Source organism: Streptococcus sp. SV2 (assembly GCF_030440175.1).
GTDB lineage: Bacteria > Bacillota > Bacilli > Lactobacillales > Streptococcaceae > Streptococcus > Streptococcus raffinosi.
This window is the reverse complement of the sequence record NZ_JAQFJQ010000004.1, coordinates 141,971-157,860: the sequence shown is the minus strand read 5'-3', so window position 1 is coordinate 157,860 and position 15,890 is coordinate 141,971. Positions and strand designations below refer to the sequence as shown.

The window sequence follows — 15,890 nt, the reverse complement described above, 5'->3', positions numbered from 1 at the left end:
CTTGGAGTTGCTCTCAGTGAGACGCTTTCCAAGTCTTTTTCTTTAGTTGCTGTTAAAAAAGGCTGCAATATCATCTTCGCTGAGACCAATCATTGGGTCAATAGTGGCCCAATTGTCTTCAGTTAAACGATAGTTTTCTACTATTTGCACAGGTTTGTTAACAGACTTATCCACAGCTTGTGAATAAGTGTTGATAAGAGTTGTATCTGTATTGACATCTTCTGAGAATCCTTTATTTTCAAGGGTTTCTGAGGGGTCAGCCTTTTTCGTTTTTGTTTGATTGGAGGCGTCTTTTGCCTCGTTTTTAACAATCTTTTCGACAGACTTATCCACAACTTGTGTATAAGTTTGTTCAAATCGTTGGATGAGGTAGGTATTGCGTTTGGCGTCTTCGTTGTGAACGGCATAATCGAAGGCTGCAATTTCCCCTAACATGACTAGCTTACTCTTGGCGCGTGTGATAGCGGTGTAGATGAGGTTACGCTGTAGCATACGTCCACTTTGGCGTGTGATGGGAAGGATAACGACAGGGAACTCACTTCCTTGGGATTTATGGATTGACATGGCATAGGCCAGGGTAATTTTATGCCACTCGTTGCGAGGATAGATAACCTCATTACCATCAAAGGACATGTAAATTTCGTCCTGCTTGCTTTCAGTGTATTTACCGGGAATCAGGTCGGTAATGATACCGATATCACCATTGAAGACATTGAGTTCTGTATCATTAACCAGATGGAGAATCTTGTCATTCTTACGGAAGAATATGTCATTAAAGGCAAATTGATTGGCCTTTTCTTGGGGGTTGAGTAGGTCCTGCATAATGGTATTGAGATTGTTGATACCAGCCTGTCCTCGGTACATGGGGGCTAGAATCTGCACATCCTGAGCAGCAATCCCGCTCTTTATAGCGGCTGAGACAATTTTAGGAACCATCTGTGGAATATGATTGGCATTGGCTTCAAAGTAAGAGCGATCTGCCTTTTTCTCTGTGAAATCAGCAGGTAGTTGGCCTTGACGCATTTGACTAGCCAAGGTAACGATGGTGGAATCTTCGGATTGCCTGAAAATTTTGGTCAGCGAAACCTTAGGAATCTCATTAATTTGTAAGAGATTAGCCAAGACCTGACCAGGGCCTACGGAAGGTAGCTGGTCTTGGTCACCCACAATGATAACCTGAGTAGAGTCCGCAATGCTCTCAAAGAGTTGATTGGCCAACCAAGTATCAACCATAGAGAACTCGTCAATAATAATCAAATCGCAATCAAGGTAGTCCTCTAAGGTCTTGAAATCATCCTCGCTATTGAGGCCTAAATGTCTATGGATAGTGGCGCTAGGAAGATTGGTTAGTTCCTTCATCCGACGCGCAGCCCGTCCCGTTGGTGCTGCTAAAATAATGGGTAAATCAGTTTTTTTGAGATCTAAACCATGAAGGTCAGCATAGGTTTTAATAATTCCGTTGATGACAGTTGTTTTTCCTGTTCCAGGACCACCCGTCAGGATGAAGACCTTGCTTTGTAGTGCTTTAATAATGGCATCTTTCTGAACCTTGTCATAAGTAATACCAAGGTCCTCTTCCACTTCTTCAAGGCTTGCAAGGATTTTGTCTTCAGTACTGATGTTAGGCTGGTCTTTTATGATACGACTCAGGTGGGTATAAATGCCCTGTTCCGCAAAATATAGGGTATTATCAAAGATTTTAGTCTCTATATTTTGAACCTTGTCTTCTTGGATGAGGTTGGTTAATTGGTGAGCAACCAAGGCAGGGTCAAGCTCAATCTGGCGGGCACCCTCCAAAAGGGTAATCGTCCTTTCAAGCAAAGCCTTGGCTTCGATGTAGGTGTCCCCCTCTTCCATACAGGCCTCTAGCAGGCAATGTATTAGGGCGGCTCGTAGACGTTCAGGGGCATCGCTAGCAATCCCCAGACGTTCAGCCAACTGATCGGCCATTTTAAAGCCAATACCCTGAACTTCCTCTACTAAGAGATAGGGATGTTCTTCGATGAGGCTGAGCGATTCTTCCTTGTATTGATTGAAAATTTGTGAAGCAGCCTTTGGTGTCAGTCCATAGCTGGAAAGCTTGGACAAGATTTGCTCGGTTCCATAGTTGATTTTTAACTTTGCAACGAAGGCTTCTCGGTTAACCTTTGAAAGGTTAGGAATCTGTTCTAACTTGTTCGGGCCCTCGAGAATTTTGTCAATAGGATCTTCTCCATAAAGATCGACAATGCGCTCAGCTGTTTTCTTACCAATTCCCTTAAAATTGTCGCTAGAGAAATACTTGATAAGGCCACTGGCAGAAGGTTTTGAACGTTCGTAGCGAGTCATTTGTAGCTGTTCGCCATATTTTGGGTGGTTGGTTAGCTGCCCCCAGAAGGTATAATCTTCCCCCTCCATGACATCTCCCATGGTTCCCGTGACAATGATTTCAAAGTCTTCAAAGTCACTGTCAGTTTCGTCAATCTCTAAGAGTAGGATACGAAAGAAATTACTGGCATTTTCAAAAATGACACGTTGAATAGTTCCTGAAAAATAATATTCTTGCATGTGTGTTTTCCTAGATACATAATAAGGCTGGGTTTCCCCAACCTTATCTTATTTAGTGTGATTAGTTGTCCTCAACGCCACCGATTTTATTAAGTGGCCAGAAGCGGAATTTGACTTCTCCTACAAGAGCACTTTCATCAAAGTAACCAACTGCACGGCTATCTTTAGAAACGATACGGTTGTCTCCAAGTAGGAAATATTTGCCTTCTGGAACAGTAACCGTGAAGGTCGTATTGCCCTCAGCATTGACTGTGAAGGCCTTGGCATCCTTGGCTAACTGTTGGAAGTAATCGCGGTAGTCATATTCTTTTTGTAATTTGTCCTTAGCAAAGGCAGCCTGAAATTCCTTGAGATATTTCTCTTTAACTTCCTTGCCATTGACGGTAAGTTTATCATTTTGATAGGTAATGGTATCACCTGGCATCCCAATGACACGTTTTACAATTTGTTTGGTCTTACCTTCTTCAACTTCCTTGGCAACGACAATGTCAAAACGTTCAATAGACGTGTGCTTCAAAACGATAACACGCTGTCTATCTGCTAGGGTTGGATCCATTGAGTGGCCGTCAACTTGGACAGGGAGCCAGAGGAAAAGACGTGTCAAGAGGAAGAAGGTGATAAAGAGGATGAAAACTCCCCATTCACGAAGGAATTTGAGGAATAATTGGGTCCATTTGTTTTGCATAGTTAAGGCCTTTCAGGATTATTTTAAGCGTTGGTAGGCTTTTTTAGTATTGGCGAAATGATATTTAGCAGTTGCTTGGAGAGCCTGATCTCCATATGCTTGTAGGAGCTTGGCAGCGACCTGATCGGACTTGGTTCCTGCTCCCGAAGGCAGGGTATAGCCCACTTCTTGGCTGAGTTTATCCAGATTTTCCAGGAAGAGATTGCGAGCGATGATAGAACTTACCGCCACAGCTAGGTATTTGCCTTCAGCTTTCTCTTCTAAGGTGATGGGATTGTCAAAGCGATTGCGCTCCTTCTTAAGGTATTTTTGATAATTTTTCTCACTGGTAAAAGCATCGATGACAATCTTATCTGGTTTCGCTCCTGCTTGTAACAGTAGGAAAATAGCTTGATTGTGGAGGGCTACTTTGACTGATACAGCATTGTGTGCCTTGCCGTCTCCTACCACTTCATTGTACTTCTGGGGTGAAAGTAGTAGTGCCTTGTGAGGAATCTTCTCCTCCAAGAGCGGGGCAAGCTGACGAATCTTGCTATCATTGAGATTTTTAGAATCATCGACCCCCAAGGACTTCAATAAAGCATGGTCGGCTGGTGTCACTAGACTAGCTACGACCGCTAGTCCACCAAAATAGGAGCCATTTCCCACTTCGTCTGATCCAATTAGGGCTAGATTTTGCCCTTCAGGTGACTGCTTAGGCTCAGCTTGGTAGCCAAAACGGCTAGCTAGAACCTCTGGTTTAGCACCCTGGAAGGTTACCTTACCTGAAGTATAGGCAATAACACTTGTGCCATTGACCTTGGCTGAAAAACTAGCATAGGGATTGTTAGTCGCAGTCGCATAGCTTGCCAGGTCTTTCTGAAGTGTTGAAATCTGCTTTGCTGTCATTTTTAATACGATTGTGCCCATGGAATCTATTTTAGCACAAAAAAGGAGAATTGGCAGATATTTTACAGGGACTAAGTCTTGAAAAATGATTTTTCTGGGGAAGTGCAAAGTCTAAAATTTACGAAAGTTAAAATTTAGGATATAATGATTAAAAAGAGAATGCCGATTTTTGCCTTTTTTTCTAAATTGTAAAAGAGTGTCTGGCATTTGAGTATCAAATACGCCCCAAGGCAAGTGTATAAATCTTGTTCGGTAAGAAGGAAATCTACTACACTAATAAGTAAGGAGAAGCTGCGGTGGACAATCTATGACCACCATTAATTAGGCAGTTAATAAGCAAATGGCAAGTAAAAACCGTTACAAATTTCATTTTGGAGAGAAAAAACTGACGCTAACGACTGACAAGGATAATCTATTCATGGAAGAAGTAGAGCGTGTTGCTCATGAAAAATATAATATTATCAAGGAGCAGATGAAAAAGGCTGACAATGAAACCATCGCTATTTTAATGGCTATTAATTCATTGTCAACGCAATTAGAACGTGAAATCCAAGTGGAAGATATGGAAAAAGAGTTGGAAATCCTAAGAGCTAAGCAACTCGAACAACTAAAAGGCAAAGCAACGGCTAAGCGTAATGGGGATGACGCATGATTGGGCTTCTTGTCTTAGCCATTGTAGCTTGGAATTTTTACATTGGCTACCGTCGTGGTCTCTTTATGCAAGCCTATTATGTGGTTTCAGTCATTATCGCCATGGGTGTGGCTGCTTATTTTTATCAACCGCTAGGCGAGGCTATTAATCTTTGGGTACCTTATACCAATCCGACTAGGGATGCTAGCATAGCTTTCTTTACAGACCAGAATATTTTTTCACTTGACCGTGTCTACTATGCTGGTGTCGCTTATTTCGCCATCTACTGTGTGGCTTATTATGGTTTGCGTTTTCTTGGGATTTTCTTTCATTTTGTGAGAATTGAGCGACTTGACCAGAGACGTTACCAAGTGGTAGGTGGTGTCTTGGCTTCATTGGTGAGCCTTGTTCCCGTGACCATGTTAGGTAACATTCTTGCAACTGTGCCTATGAACAACATCCAAACACTCCTGTCATCAAGTTGGGTATTACGTTTTTTGATTAATTACTATTTTCCAGTGAGTCAAATCATCCAGCACTTGTGGACCAGTGTGATATAGAAAAAAGAAGTCTTCCTTGATTGAGGGAGCCTTTTTTTTGTTACTGGATTTGGAGCGTATGAAAAAGACTGGACATAGTGTCTCAGTCTTTCTTATATTGCTTACCCTAGAGTTGCAATGGTACATCCAGAACCACCGGCACTTTGTGGGGCATATTCAAAACTTTTAACATGGCGATGACGGCGGAGATATTTGGTAACAGCATCACGGATAACACCTGTACCAATACCGTGGATGATGTCCACCTGACTCATGTTATTAAGTAGGGCTTGGTCAATAAAGGCATCAAGCTCTTGCATAGCTTCTTCGTAACGTTTCCCACGAAGGTCTAGACGGGCACGAGGACCACCAGATGCCTTCTTGGCTTTTTTAACCACGTTAATCTGTTTCTTCTTAGGTTGTTGGGCTTCAGCTTGGGCACGAACCAGAGTGAATTCATCCGCTTTGAGTGTCATCTTGATGAGACCTACTTGAGCTTCCCAGTTACCATTTTTGGTCTGACTGGTAAGAGTACCACGTTGACCATAGGCGGTAACGATGATATCATCTCCAACACGAGGGGCACGCGCAGCCTTTTCTTTCTTAGCCTTACGAAGGACCTTATTCTTAGAGAGGTCCACTTGTGGGGCAAGTTTCTTGAGTTTTCCTTTGGCATCGATAACTTCATGAGGCTTGAGTTGACTCTTATCATGGAGATTTTTGAGAATACTATCGCTCTCAGCCAAAGCTGTATCAACCATATCCTGAATTTCTTTTTGAGCTTTTTCGAGTTCCTTGTCGTACTCATGGGAGAATTCATTATAGAGTTTCTTAACCGCACGGTTGAATTTAAGGTTCTCTTGCTCAACGTCCTTGATGTGTTCCAGACGTTTTTGTGTTTCCACAGTTTGGGCCTCAAGTTGCTCGATGATACGGTTGACATCACTATCAGTATCCGTGAGGTTTTCTGCCTCCTTGACAATAATCTCATTCAAACCGAGGCGTCGAGCAATTTCAAAGGCATTAGAACGACCAGGAACCCCTTGCATAAAACGATAGGTAGGACTTAAAGTCGCTGTGTCAAACTCCATGCTGGCATTTTCCACATGTTGCGTCTCAATCCCATAGGCCTTAAGCTCAGGATAGTGAGTAGTAGCCATGGTCTTAATCTGGCTCAAACGGAGGTGCTCTAGGATTGCCATGGCTAGACTAGCCCCTTCCTGAGGGTCGGTACCAGCCCCAAGCTCATCGACCAAGACCAGACTGTTACTGTTGGCAGCATTCAGAATCTCAACAATGTGGGTCATGTGACTAGAGAATGTTGACAAACTCTGTTCGATAGACTGTTCATCTCCGATATCCGCAAAAATCTCTTGGAAAATGGCGACACGGCTGCCCTTATCAGCTAAAATTGGTAGACCAGATTGAGCCATTAGTTGTGCTAGTCCTAGCGTTTTAAGCATGACCGTTTTACCACCAGTATTGGGACCTGTGATGACAATGGCCGTAAGGTCCTCATCAAAGTGCAAATCGTTGGCTACAGGATTGACCAAAAGAGGGTGACGAACGTTAAGTAGTTGTAGTGTTTGGTTGTCACTAATCTTTGGAATAACCGCTTTTTTATCATGGAGATAGAGGTATTTTCCTCGAATGAAATCCATGTGGCCCAAAATCCAAGCGTTGTTGGCGATAGCAGTCGCTTGTGGACGGAGTTGGTCAGACAGTTCATGCAGGATGCGGGCCATCTCGTGGCGTTCGTCTGCACGTAATTGTGTAATTTCTTCGTTAAGCTGGATAACGGCGCGTGGCTCGATATATACTGTGTTTCCAGAGCTTGAGATGTCATGCACAACTCCAGCAATACGGTTACGGTAGGTGTTTTTGACAGGAAGCACCGAACGACCGTTACGACTAGCAATCAAACTCTCAGCCAACATGTGGCCAGATTTCTTGAGAATGTCTTGCAAGGTCTGGCGAATGGCATCATCACAAGATTTAAGTTGGCGACGAATATTTTGCAACTCTGGGCTAGCAAAATGCTCAATAAAACCACCGTCATTGATGCTCTGAAGACTGCCTTGTAGACTTGGGAAGGCTTCAATCTTATCAAAAAGACGTTTAAGGGCGATGAGCTCTACATTTTCAAGGTCAGCGTAGAAACGACCTAGGTCAGCTGAAGCTTGTAGCACCCTCTTGATAGCAATGAGCTCCTGAATGTTGAGGTCAGCATCTAGCTCTAAGCGACGCAAGGGCTCAGAAATATCTCGCAAGCTACCAATGGCAAAGCCATGGTGCTCTACGAAAATCTCAGCCATTTCTTGAATTTCTGTAAATTGATTTTGAATTCTTTCTGGATTGGTCATAGGCACCAAGTCACGCAACTCTGCCTGAGCCTGTTCAGTCTGCAGGTATTCTGTGAACTGGTCCTTGACCTTGTTAAATTCTAATTGGTCTAAAATCTTTGTGTTCATAGCTTCTATTATAGCATATTTGGATATGGGGGAGTGGAGCTTGGAAATACTTGTAACAATATTGCTGACTGATTATTTCTAAAGTTTATCTCTGAACAATTTTCCTTGAAGTTTTTTATTTTTGAACGACTATTTTACAAAAGAGTCTCCCTAAAATAAGAGATTTTCAATTAAAACCAATGCTCCCATCTATGCTATAATAAACCTATGACTAATCAGAAAAAATTACTCCTAATCGACGGTTCATCCGTTGCCTTTCGTGCCTTTTTCGCACTTTATAATCAAATTGACCGTTTTCGTAACAATAACGGACTTCATACCAATGCTATCTACGGTTTCCACCTCATGTTGGACAACCTGCTTGAGCGTATCCAACCGACCCATGTTTTGGTAGCCTTTGATGCTGGTAAAACAACTTTCCGTACAGAGATGTTTGCGGACTATAAGGCTGGTCGTGCCAAGACTCCAGAGGAATTCCGTGAGCAGTTCCCTTATATCCGTGAGATGTTGGCTGCACGTGGCATCGCCTATTATGACTTGGCTCAGTACGAAGCAGATGACATTATCGGTACCTTAGCTAAGATGGCTGAAAATACCAGTGAGGACTACCAAATCACAGTTGTTTCTGGGGATAAAGATTTGATTCAGCTGACTGACGAAAATACAGTCGTTGAGATTTCTAAAAAGGGTGTGGCAGAGTTTGAAGCCTTCACCCCTGACTATCTCATGGAGAAAATGGGGATTACTCCAAAGCAATTCATCGACCTCAAGGCCCTCATGGGTGATAAGTCCGATAATATTCCAGGGGTTACTAAGATTGGTGAAAAGACTGGTCTCAAGCTCCTCTTGGAACACGGTTCCCTTGAAGGTATCTATGACCACATTGATGAGATGAAGAAGTCCAAGATGAAGGAAAATCTCATCAATGATAAAGATCAAGCCTTCCTTTCTAAGACCTTGGCGACCATTGATACCCAGTCTCCAATTGAAATTTGCTTAGATGATACGGCCTTTACGGGACCTGACCTTGAAAAATTGTCAGCCTTTTATGATGAAATGGGCTTTGTTCAGTTCAAAAATGCCCTTGGTGGGGAGGCTGTGCCACAAGATTTTGATGTGGCCTATACCGAGCCTAGCCAAGTGACAGAAGATCACTTTAGCCCTGATGATTTCTTTTATTTTGAAATTCTTGGTGAGAATTATCACACGGAGCCTATCATCGGTTTTGCTTGGGGAAATGACAAGCAGATTTATGCGTCTACAGATACTGACCTACTCAAATCAGAAGCCTTCCAAGCAGCTCTTTCTAAAGCTGTTAATATCTACGATTTCAAGCGTAGTAAGGTGCTCTTGAGCCATCTAGGTATTGACTTGCCGACGGCCAATTTTGATGCCCGTCTGGCCAAGTATCTCCTCTCAACCGTTGAGGACAATGAATTGTCAACCATTGCCCGTCTCTATACGGACCTACCGTTAGAAACAGATGAAGTGGTCTATGGTAAGGGAGCTAAGCGTGCCGTACCTGAAAAAGAGGTCTTGCTCAGCCACCTAGCTAAAAAAGTCAAGGTCCTTCAGGTTGCTAAACCGGTCATGCTAGAAAAACTAGCTGAACACAGTCAATCAGAGCTTCTTTTTGACATGGAATTACCACTGGCAAATGTGCTAGCTAAGATGGAAATTGCCGGTATTAAGGTTAAGGGACAAACCCTTAATGAGATGGCAGTGGAAAACCAAGTGGTTATCGATAAATTGACCCAAGAAATCTACGAAATGGCGGGCGAAGAGTTCAATATCAACTCGCCTAAACAGTTGGGTGTTATCCTCTTTGAAAAGATGGGGCTACCTTTGGAATACACTAAGAAAACCAAGACCGGTTACTCGACAGCTGTGGATGTCCTTGAACGATTAGCGCCAATTGCTCCAATCGTAGCTAAGATTTTGGAGTACCGCCAAATCACCAAGCTTCAGTCTACCTATGTCTTGGGGCTTCAGGACTATATTCTTGAGGATGGCAAGATCCATACCCGTTATGTGCAAGATTTAACACAGACAGGTCGCCTCTCATCAGTGGACCCCAACTTGCAGAATATCCCCGTTCGCTTGGAGCAAGGGCGTCTCATCCGTAAGGCCTTTGTCCCATCGACTGAGGATGCAGTGCTTCTCAGCTCGGATTACTCACAGATTGAGTTGCGCGTGCTTGCTCACATTTCGGGAGATGAGCATTTGATTGCTGCCTTTAAAGAGGGGGCAGATATCCATACCTCTACAGCCATGCGTGTTTTTGGCATTGAAAAACCAGAGGATGTCACACCTAACGACCGTCGTAACGCCAAGGCTGTTAACTTTGGTATCGTTTATGGCATTTCTGACTTCGGACTTTCTAATAACCTTGGCATTAGCCGTAAAAAGGCTAAGGAGTATATCAACACCTACTTTGAGCGCTATCCAGGTATTAAGGCCTATATGGAAAATGTGGTTCGTGAGGCCAAGGATAAGGGTTATGTAGAAACCCTCTTCCACCGCCGTCGTGAGTTGCCAGATATCAATTCTCGTAACTTTAATGTTCGCAACTTCGCAGAGCGTACAGCCATCAACTCGCCTATTCAGGGAAGTGCTGCTGATGTCCTCAAGATTGCTATGATTAACTTAGACAAGGCTTTGGTAGAAGGTGGCTATAAAACTAAGATGCTCCTCCAAGTGCACGATGAAATCGTCCTTGAGGTGCCAAACGATGAACTTGTAGCGATGAAAGCCTTGGTTAAAGAAACCATGGAAGCTGCAGTCGAACTCGCTGTCCCACTCATTGCAGATGAGAATGACGGCCGTACATGGTATGAGGCAAAGTAAAACATGAAAGAAAATTTTCCATTTACCTATTTTCTCTTGCGTTACATGCTAGGATTTCTGGCTGTTATCCTAGGTATTGTAGCAGTATTGGTGATTATCACCTACTTTATGACCAAGTAGAAATAGACAGATGAAAGCTGGACTGAGGTTCGGCTTTTTTTGATGCAGATATTTGTAATTGTAAAAATAATCACTAATCAATATCTAGACATTTTAATCAAAACTCTAATTTAATTGAGGATGGAATTGTTGGATTATAGTGAAAGCTATGATTATATAAGTGTTCTTGATAAATAAATATAAATTAATTTTTCAAAAAATACTTGACTTATCAACCATACAATTGTTAACATAATGTCAGAGAGATTTAAATGATTTAATATTTATATTAGGTCGTTTCTTATGAAAGGATAGTTATGAAAAAGAAATTAACAGGATTTGCGCTCTTATCAAGTTTGTTCTTGTTGACAGCTTGTAACGCAACAAATACGGACGTTCCAGGTTCAGGCGACAGTACTTCTAAGTCTGAGCAAGTGAGTAGTGATTCATCTGAGACTGGGGAAGTGAGCTACGATGAACTCTACGCTTCGGTCTTGGACCTCTATCGTCCCATTGCTTTGAACGGCGATACATCAGCTGTTCCAGGTGATCTTTCGTCTGACGAAGCTTATGCGACTAGCACTATTTTTGATGCTAAAAGAGCAGGAGAAAACGTGCAATATAGCTATGTAGACATCAACGATGATGGTTCAGCTGAGCTTTTGATTGGTACCCCTGACAGTGTTCACGCGCTATATTATCTTGATAATGATGATAAGCCTGTATTTGCAAAAAGTGCTGGAACCTTTGCCAAGGGTGGTTACTTGAGTACCATGAAATTTTATAAAGATGGTACGATTTACTGCCAACAATTCCAGCGTATGAGACCTGAGGCCAAGGCTGAGACCTATGAAATCAAGGATGGCGCCTTTAACCAACTTCAATCGGTTGATTTCAGTATGTCTGAGACAACAGACGGTGCAAGTAAGGTTGGTCTCGGTGACGCTCAGACTCTTGATTTGTCTGTCGAGGATTGGTATGACTTTGACGACTCAAGTAGTGACGAGACAGAAGCAAGCAGTAGCGACAGCAAATCAAATAAAGAGACTGGTATGGACATCAATGCTATTCAGAATGGTGATTTCTCAAGTATCGCTGGAACTTGGAAGAATGGCAAAGGCTATACGATGACCTTTGATAAAAATGGGTTAGTGAGTGATACTGAGAAAGTAGCAATTGAATATGGTAAAATTGCTGATGGCTTTTTTAAAGCAGGACTTGTGCCAAAAGAAGTTGGTCCTGGTGGTGGAATGATTGCATTCTTACCCAAAGGAGTAGCCTTGACCGGTTCTGTAACATCATCACCAAATGAGAAAGCTGATGATCAGTCAGATAAAAGTAAGGACCGCATCTGGAGTGGTCAGTCAATTTATGGAACCACTGACGACAGTTACTTCTTCTATAAAGTCGATTAATAATTTTCAAGCCGAAACTTAAACGTTTCGGCTTTTTTGTCCTCCATAGTGACATTTATGTCACTATTTTTTATTGGCCATCTTACCTATAATAAAAGCATAACTTAAGGATATAACTGAGAGCTAGCGACAGTTGTCTTTAAAATGAAAGGAGATAGAATAGACAGTTAATTTTAGGATATCTCTTAGTGATTAGTGAGGACACTAAGAGATTTGCAACTCACAATTACCATAAATAGAAAAATTAGTATTAATAAGGAGAAAATATATTGAAAACATCAGAAATGACACAACAAGTATTGACACATCAGGAATTATCAGTGGTTGTAGGTGGTGGATGTAGTTGGAACAATGCAGCTAAGGCAGCCCTCGGAACAAGTATCACGGGTCTTATCACTAGTGGCCCAGGAGGAGCTTTATTGGGATTAGCTGGAGGAGCAGTAAGTTACGGAGCGTTGTGTTGGGTATGATTGAATTTTTGATGTCAAAAAATGTGACTTATTTGGAATTGTTTTATATCTTTTTGGGAGTAGTTCTTTCAAAAGTATACCTTGCTTTGCGAGGCCGTAAGCACGATAAACTTGATGTATAAGAAAAAGGGTAGCACACAATGCTATCCTTTTTTACTGTCTTCATAAGTTTTAATCATCTTCTTCTGTGGTGTGGCCATTGGGAACTGGTCAAAGTCTTGACTAGCCACCCAGCGTAGCTCCTTATCGGAAGTAGGTTTACCGTTCTTAACGTTGCCTTCCACCATTTCGATGGTCCATTTTTGATGGCTGAAGGTATGCTTTACGGGTGCAAAATTATTGCTAGACCACTCTGGTTTGAGGGAATAATCTTTCTCAAAAATAGCTTTTTGAGAGACTGTCTCGAGAATACAATCATCCTTTTCAAAAAGGCTGAGTTGTTGGCCAATAAAGTCTGTTTCCACGATAGGGAAGGACCAGAAACCACCTAGCAGACGCCCTTCGATATTTTTTTCGAGCAGAAATTCACCCTTCATATTTCTGATAACAAAAGCCTGAATTTGCATTGGCTTGGGCTTTTTCTTAGGTAATTTGATGGGGTATTTGTCATAGGTTCCGTTGAGATAGGCTGCACAGAAAAAGCGAATAGGGCTTTCGTCTGGTCTTGGATTTTTGGCAGATTCAATATCGGTCCCGAGGTCCATAAGGGCCTGATTAAAGTCGCCGGGTCGGTTAGGGTCAATTAGAATCTCCATGATTGCTTGGAAAATTTTACGATTTTTGGGGTCTCCGATATCGTAGTTAACCTCAAAGAGACGGGCCATAACCCGCATAACATTACCATCAACAGCGGGCTCTGGGAGTCCAAAAGCGATGCTAGAAATAGCACCAGCAGTATAGGGTCCGATGCCCTTGAGTTTGGCAATGTTTTCATATGTATCTGGAAACTGACCATCAAAGTCATCCATGATTTGCTGGGCAGCCTTTTGCATGTTTCGGACACGTGAATAGTAACCCAATCCTTCCCAGGCCTTGAGGAGTTTTTCTTCTGGAGCTTCAGCCAGATCCCTAACGGAAGGGAACCAGTCTAAGAAGCGCTCGTAATAAGGAATGACAGTCTGTACCTGGGTTTGTTGTAGCATGATTTCACTGACCCAGATATAATAAGGATTTTTGGTCCTACGCCAAGGTAAATCACGTTTTTCACGATCGTACCAGTCGAGGAGCGTGCGACGGAAGGAAGCAATCTTCTCAGCATCCCACATGATGATGCCGTAATCTTTTAAATCTAACATGTCTCTATTGTAGCAAAGAAATCTTTTTTCAAAAAATCTTGCGTTTTCGAGTTAAAAGATTGACAAAAGTAAGCGTTTACATTATAATAAAACTGTAAAGAAGATAAGGATTCATCAAGGAGGTAGTAGCCATGGTGACGATCAATATTTCAAGGTATAAAAATGGAGACTGAGCTCTCTAATAAAACAGTAGGCAAAACAAAAACTTTACAATTGGTCTCTAAGGAGTGTAGCAGTATGACAGTAGGGCGTTACAAGAACGGAGATTAAGAGAGTCGCATAAAATAGCTACAAGGGAGTGATACCACCAGAAATCGCAAGCTAAATTTTAAAAGATTAACGTCAAAAAGTGAGGTAAAGCTCATGAGAAATGTTAGTAGATATAAAAATGGAGATACTTAAGTTGTTGTTTAAGATGGCTTAAGAAGTGATATCCATGCGAGTAGAATAATTTATCGGAAGCATTTAATACTTAAATCTTGTTACAAAGTACCGAGGTGACGCTTATGTTGATGTTTGATGTGAGTCGTTATAAGAACGGCGATAAATAAGTCTCATTGAGTGGTCAATAGGAAGATGGGTCCCAGATGATAAGAATCAGAGGTGATTGCTATGATGATGAATCTAGGACGTTATAAAAATGGAGACTCTTCAGGTTATTGCACAAAATAGCTTAAGGAGTGATACCAATGTAATAGAAAATCGTGACTTAGTTACAATTCTTTTTTAAGTTAATGGAGGTAATCTATGATTGCTAGATTGAAAAATGGTGACACACAGTGACACCTCCTTATGAAAAAATATTTTTACAAAAATTCTAAAAGGAATAGTCTGATGACAATAGAAGATTCTTAAAAAGCTCATTCTAGCGTGTAAGGATGAGCTTTTTGTTAGCTCTCATTTCAGTTTTTTATGACGCTTGTTGGAAGTTTTTAACGTTATTTGAGGTGCCATACGATAGAAAGGTAAGGGGGCTGTGTTCCTACTCTCTTGGTGATTTTAGTTTCTCCCAAAAAAGGACACATACTACTTACTCTTTTTTCCTTGCATTATCCTTTAATCTTTGGTAGAATTATATCCTGTGAGTGCACCTCACTTACTCGTGGCGAAAGACCATGAGTCATTAGACCAAAAGAGGAGGAAAATATCAATGGCTAAATACGAAATTCTTTATATCATTCGTCCAAACATTGAAGAAGAAGCTAAAAACGCTTTGGTAGCACGTTTCGATTCTATCTTGACTGACAACGGTGCAACTGTTGTTGAATCAAAAGATTGGGAAAAACGTCGTCTTGCATACGAAATCCAAGATTTCCGTGAAGGACTTTACCACGTTGTTAACGTTGAATCTGATAACGATTTTGCTCTTAATGAGTTTGACCGTCTTTCAAAAATCAACGGTGACATTCTTCGTCACATGATCGTTAAACTTGACGCTTAAGAAGGTAGATGAAGGTAGATTATGATTAATAATGTCGTACTCGTTGGTCGCATGACCCGTGATGCGGAACTTCGTTATACACCAAGTAATGTTGCAGTAGCAACTTTTAGCCTTGCAGTTAACCGTAACTTCAAGGGTGCTAATGGTGAACGTGAAACAGACTTTATTAACTGTGTTATCTGGCGCCAGCAAGCTGAAAATTTGGCTAACTGGGCTAAGAAAGGCGCATTGATTGGCATTACAGGTCGTATTCAGACTCGTAACTATGAAAATCAACAAGGTCAACGTGTTTACGTAACAGAAGTAGTCGCTGACAATTTCCAAATGTTGGAAAGCCGTGCGACACGTGAAGGTCACAGTGGTGGTTCATACAACGCTGGAGGGTTTGATAATTCAAACTCATTCGGTGGTGGAGCTTCAGCTGGTGGTTCATTTGGTGGATCACAACCTGCACAATCTACACCAAACTTCGGTCGTGATGAAAGTCCATTTGGAAACTCAAATCCTATGGATATTTCAGATGACGATCTTCCATTCTAAGGATGGACAAAACGAATTAAAT

Annotated in this window: 12 protein-coding genes; 7 read left to right on the top strand and 5 right to left on the bottom strand. The window is 41.9% G+C overall.

Annotated features, from left to right (window positions below; all coding sequences use genetic code 11):
* Positions 1-42 precede the first annotated feature (42 nt).
* The 3 genes from PCY14_RS03860 to rnhC all read right to left on the bottom strand — a co-directional run bounded on the left by PCY14_RS03860 (position 43) and on the right by rnhC (position 4,141).
* Positions 43-2,547 (bottom strand): ATP-dependent RecD-like DNA helicase, encoded by a 2,505-nt coding sequence (locus PCY14_RS03860; protein WP_293930110.1) that lies wholly within the window; start codon positions 2,545-2,547, stop codon positions 43-45.
* Positions 2,548-2,608: 61 nt separating this feature from the next.
* Complete coding sequence (lepB, locus tag PCY14_RS03855) at positions 2,609-3,232, bottom strand: signal peptidase I (RefSeq protein ID WP_143566901.1); 624 nt, start codon at positions 3,230-3,232, stop codon at positions 2,609-2,611.
* Between the two features lie 18 nt (positions 3,233-3,250).
* Positions 3,251-4,141 (bottom strand): ribonuclease HIII, encoded by an 891-nt coding sequence (rnhC, locus tag PCY14_RS03850; protein WP_042767137.1) that lies wholly within the window; start codon positions 4,139-4,141, stop codon positions 3,251-3,253.
* 319 nt (positions 4,142-4,460) lie between these two features.
* On the opposite strand from rnhC, the gene PCY14_RS03845 reads away from it, so the two are divergent.
* Positions 4,461-4,772, top strand: coding sequence for a hypothetical protein (locus PCY14_RS03845; RefSeq protein ID WP_002889294.1), 312 nt, complete (start codon positions 4,461-4,463; stop codon positions 4,770-4,772).
* Complete coding sequence (locus PCY14_RS03840; protein WP_008535618.1) at positions 4,769-5,311, top strand: CvpA family protein; 543 nt, start codon at positions 4,769-4,771, stop codon at positions 5,309-5,311. Before PCY14_RS03845 ends, PCY14_RS03840 begins: the two co-directional genes overlap by 4 nt.
* A 101-nt stretch (positions 5,312-5,412) precedes the next feature.
* On the opposite strand, the gene PCY14_RS03835 is transcribed toward PCY14_RS03840, so the two are convergent.
* On the bottom strand, positions 5,413-7,761 hold the full coding sequence (locus PCY14_RS03835) for an endonuclease MutS2 (RefSeq protein ID WP_060933684.1): 2,349 nt from the start codon (positions 7,759-7,761) through the stop codon (positions 5,413-5,415).
* A gap of 207 nt (positions 7,762-7,968) precedes the next feature.
* Here PCY14_RS03835 and polA point away from each other — a divergent pair, with 207 nt between their 5' ends.
* The 3 genes from polA to PCY14_RS03820 all read left to right on the top strand — a co-directional run bounded on the left by polA (position 7,969) and on the right by PCY14_RS03820 (position 12,592).
* A complete protein-coding gene (gene polA, locus PCY14_RS03830) occupies positions 7,969-10,608 on the top strand; it encodes a DNA polymerase I (protein ID WP_301363178.1) in 2,640 nt (879 codons plus the stop codon).
* A 416-nt stretch (positions 10,609-11,024) separates the two neighbouring features.
* The gene (locus PCY14_RS03825) at positions 11,025-12,122 is read left to right on the top strand and encodes a DUF6287 domain-containing protein (RefSeq protein WP_021146497.1); all 1,098 of its coding nucleotides are present in this window, start codon (positions 11,025-11,027) and stop codon (positions 12,120-12,122) included.
* 269 nt (positions 12,123-12,391) lie between these two features.
* Positions 12,392-12,592, top strand: coding sequence for a Blp family class II bacteriocin (locus PCY14_RS03820; protein WP_021143608.1), 201 nt, complete (start codon positions 12,392-12,394; stop codon positions 12,590-12,592).
* Positions 12,593-12,735: 143 nt separating this feature from the next.
* Here PCY14_RS03820 and mutY read toward each other — a convergent pair whose 3' ends face one another.
* Positions 12,736-13,887, bottom strand: coding sequence for an A/G-specific adenine glycosylase (gene mutY, locus PCY14_RS03815; protein WP_021146495.1), 1,152 nt, complete (start codon positions 13,885-13,887; stop codon positions 12,736-12,738).
* A gap of 1,150 nt (positions 13,888-15,037) precedes the next feature.
* Between mutY and rpsF the strand changes: the two genes are divergently transcribed.
* Positions 15,038-15,328: a 30S ribosomal protein S6 gene (rpsF, locus tag PCY14_RS03810; RefSeq protein WP_002884188.1), complete on the top strand. Its 291-nt coding sequence runs from the start codon at positions 15,038-15,040 to the stop codon at positions 15,326-15,328.
* 21 nt (positions 15,329-15,349) lie between these two features.
* The gene (locus tag PCY14_RS03805) at positions 15,350-15,868 is read left to right on the top strand and encodes a single-stranded DNA-binding protein (protein ID WP_002889274.1); all 519 of its coding nucleotides are present in this window, start codon (positions 15,350-15,352) and stop codon (positions 15,866-15,868) included.
* Positions 15,869-15,890: the final 22 nt, after the last annotated feature.

Bases quoted from the DNA above. Each gene is read 5' to 3' on its own strand.
- PCY14_RS03840 (WP_008535618.1), top strand. From the start codon at position 4,769: ATGATTGGGCTTCTTGTCTTAGCCATTGTAGCTTGGAATTTTTACATT.
- lepB (WP_143566901.1), bottom strand. From the start codon at position 3,232: ATGCAAAACAAATGGACCCAATTATTCCTCAAATTCCTTCGTGAATGG.
- rnhC (WP_042767137.1), bottom strand. From the start codon at position 4,141: ATGGGCACAATCGTATTAAAAATGACAGCAAAGCAGATTTCAACACTT.
- mutY (WP_021146495.1), bottom strand. From the start codon at position 13,887: ATGTTAGATTTAAAAGATTACGGCATCATCATGTGGGATGCTGAGAAG.
- rpsF (WP_002884188.1), top strand. From the start codon at position 15,038: ATGGCTAAATACGAAATTCTTTATATCATTCGTCCAAACATTGAAGAA.
- PCY14_RS03835 (WP_060933684.1), bottom strand. From the start codon at position 7,761: ATGAACACAAAGATTTTAGACCAATTAGAATTTAACAAGGTCAAGGAC.
- PCY14_RS03825 (WP_021146497.1), top strand. From the start codon at position 11,025: ATGAAAAAGAAATTAACAGGATTTGCGCTCTTATCAAGTTTGTTCTTG.
- PCY14_RS03845 (WP_002889294.1), top strand. From the start codon at position 4,461: ATGGCAAGTAAAAACCGTTACAAATTTCATTTTGGAGAGAAAAAACTG.
- polA (WP_301363178.1), top strand. From the start codon at position 7,969: ATGACTAATCAGAAAAAATTACTCCTAATCGACGGTTCATCCGTTGCC.
- PCY14_RS03860 (WP_293930110.1), bottom strand. From the start codon at position 2,547: ATGCAAGAATATTATTTTTCAGGAACTATTCAACGTGTCATTTTTGAA.
- PCY14_RS03805 (WP_002889274.1), top strand. From the start codon at position 15,350: ATGATTAATAATGTCGTACTCGTTGGTCGCATGACCCGTGATGCGGAA.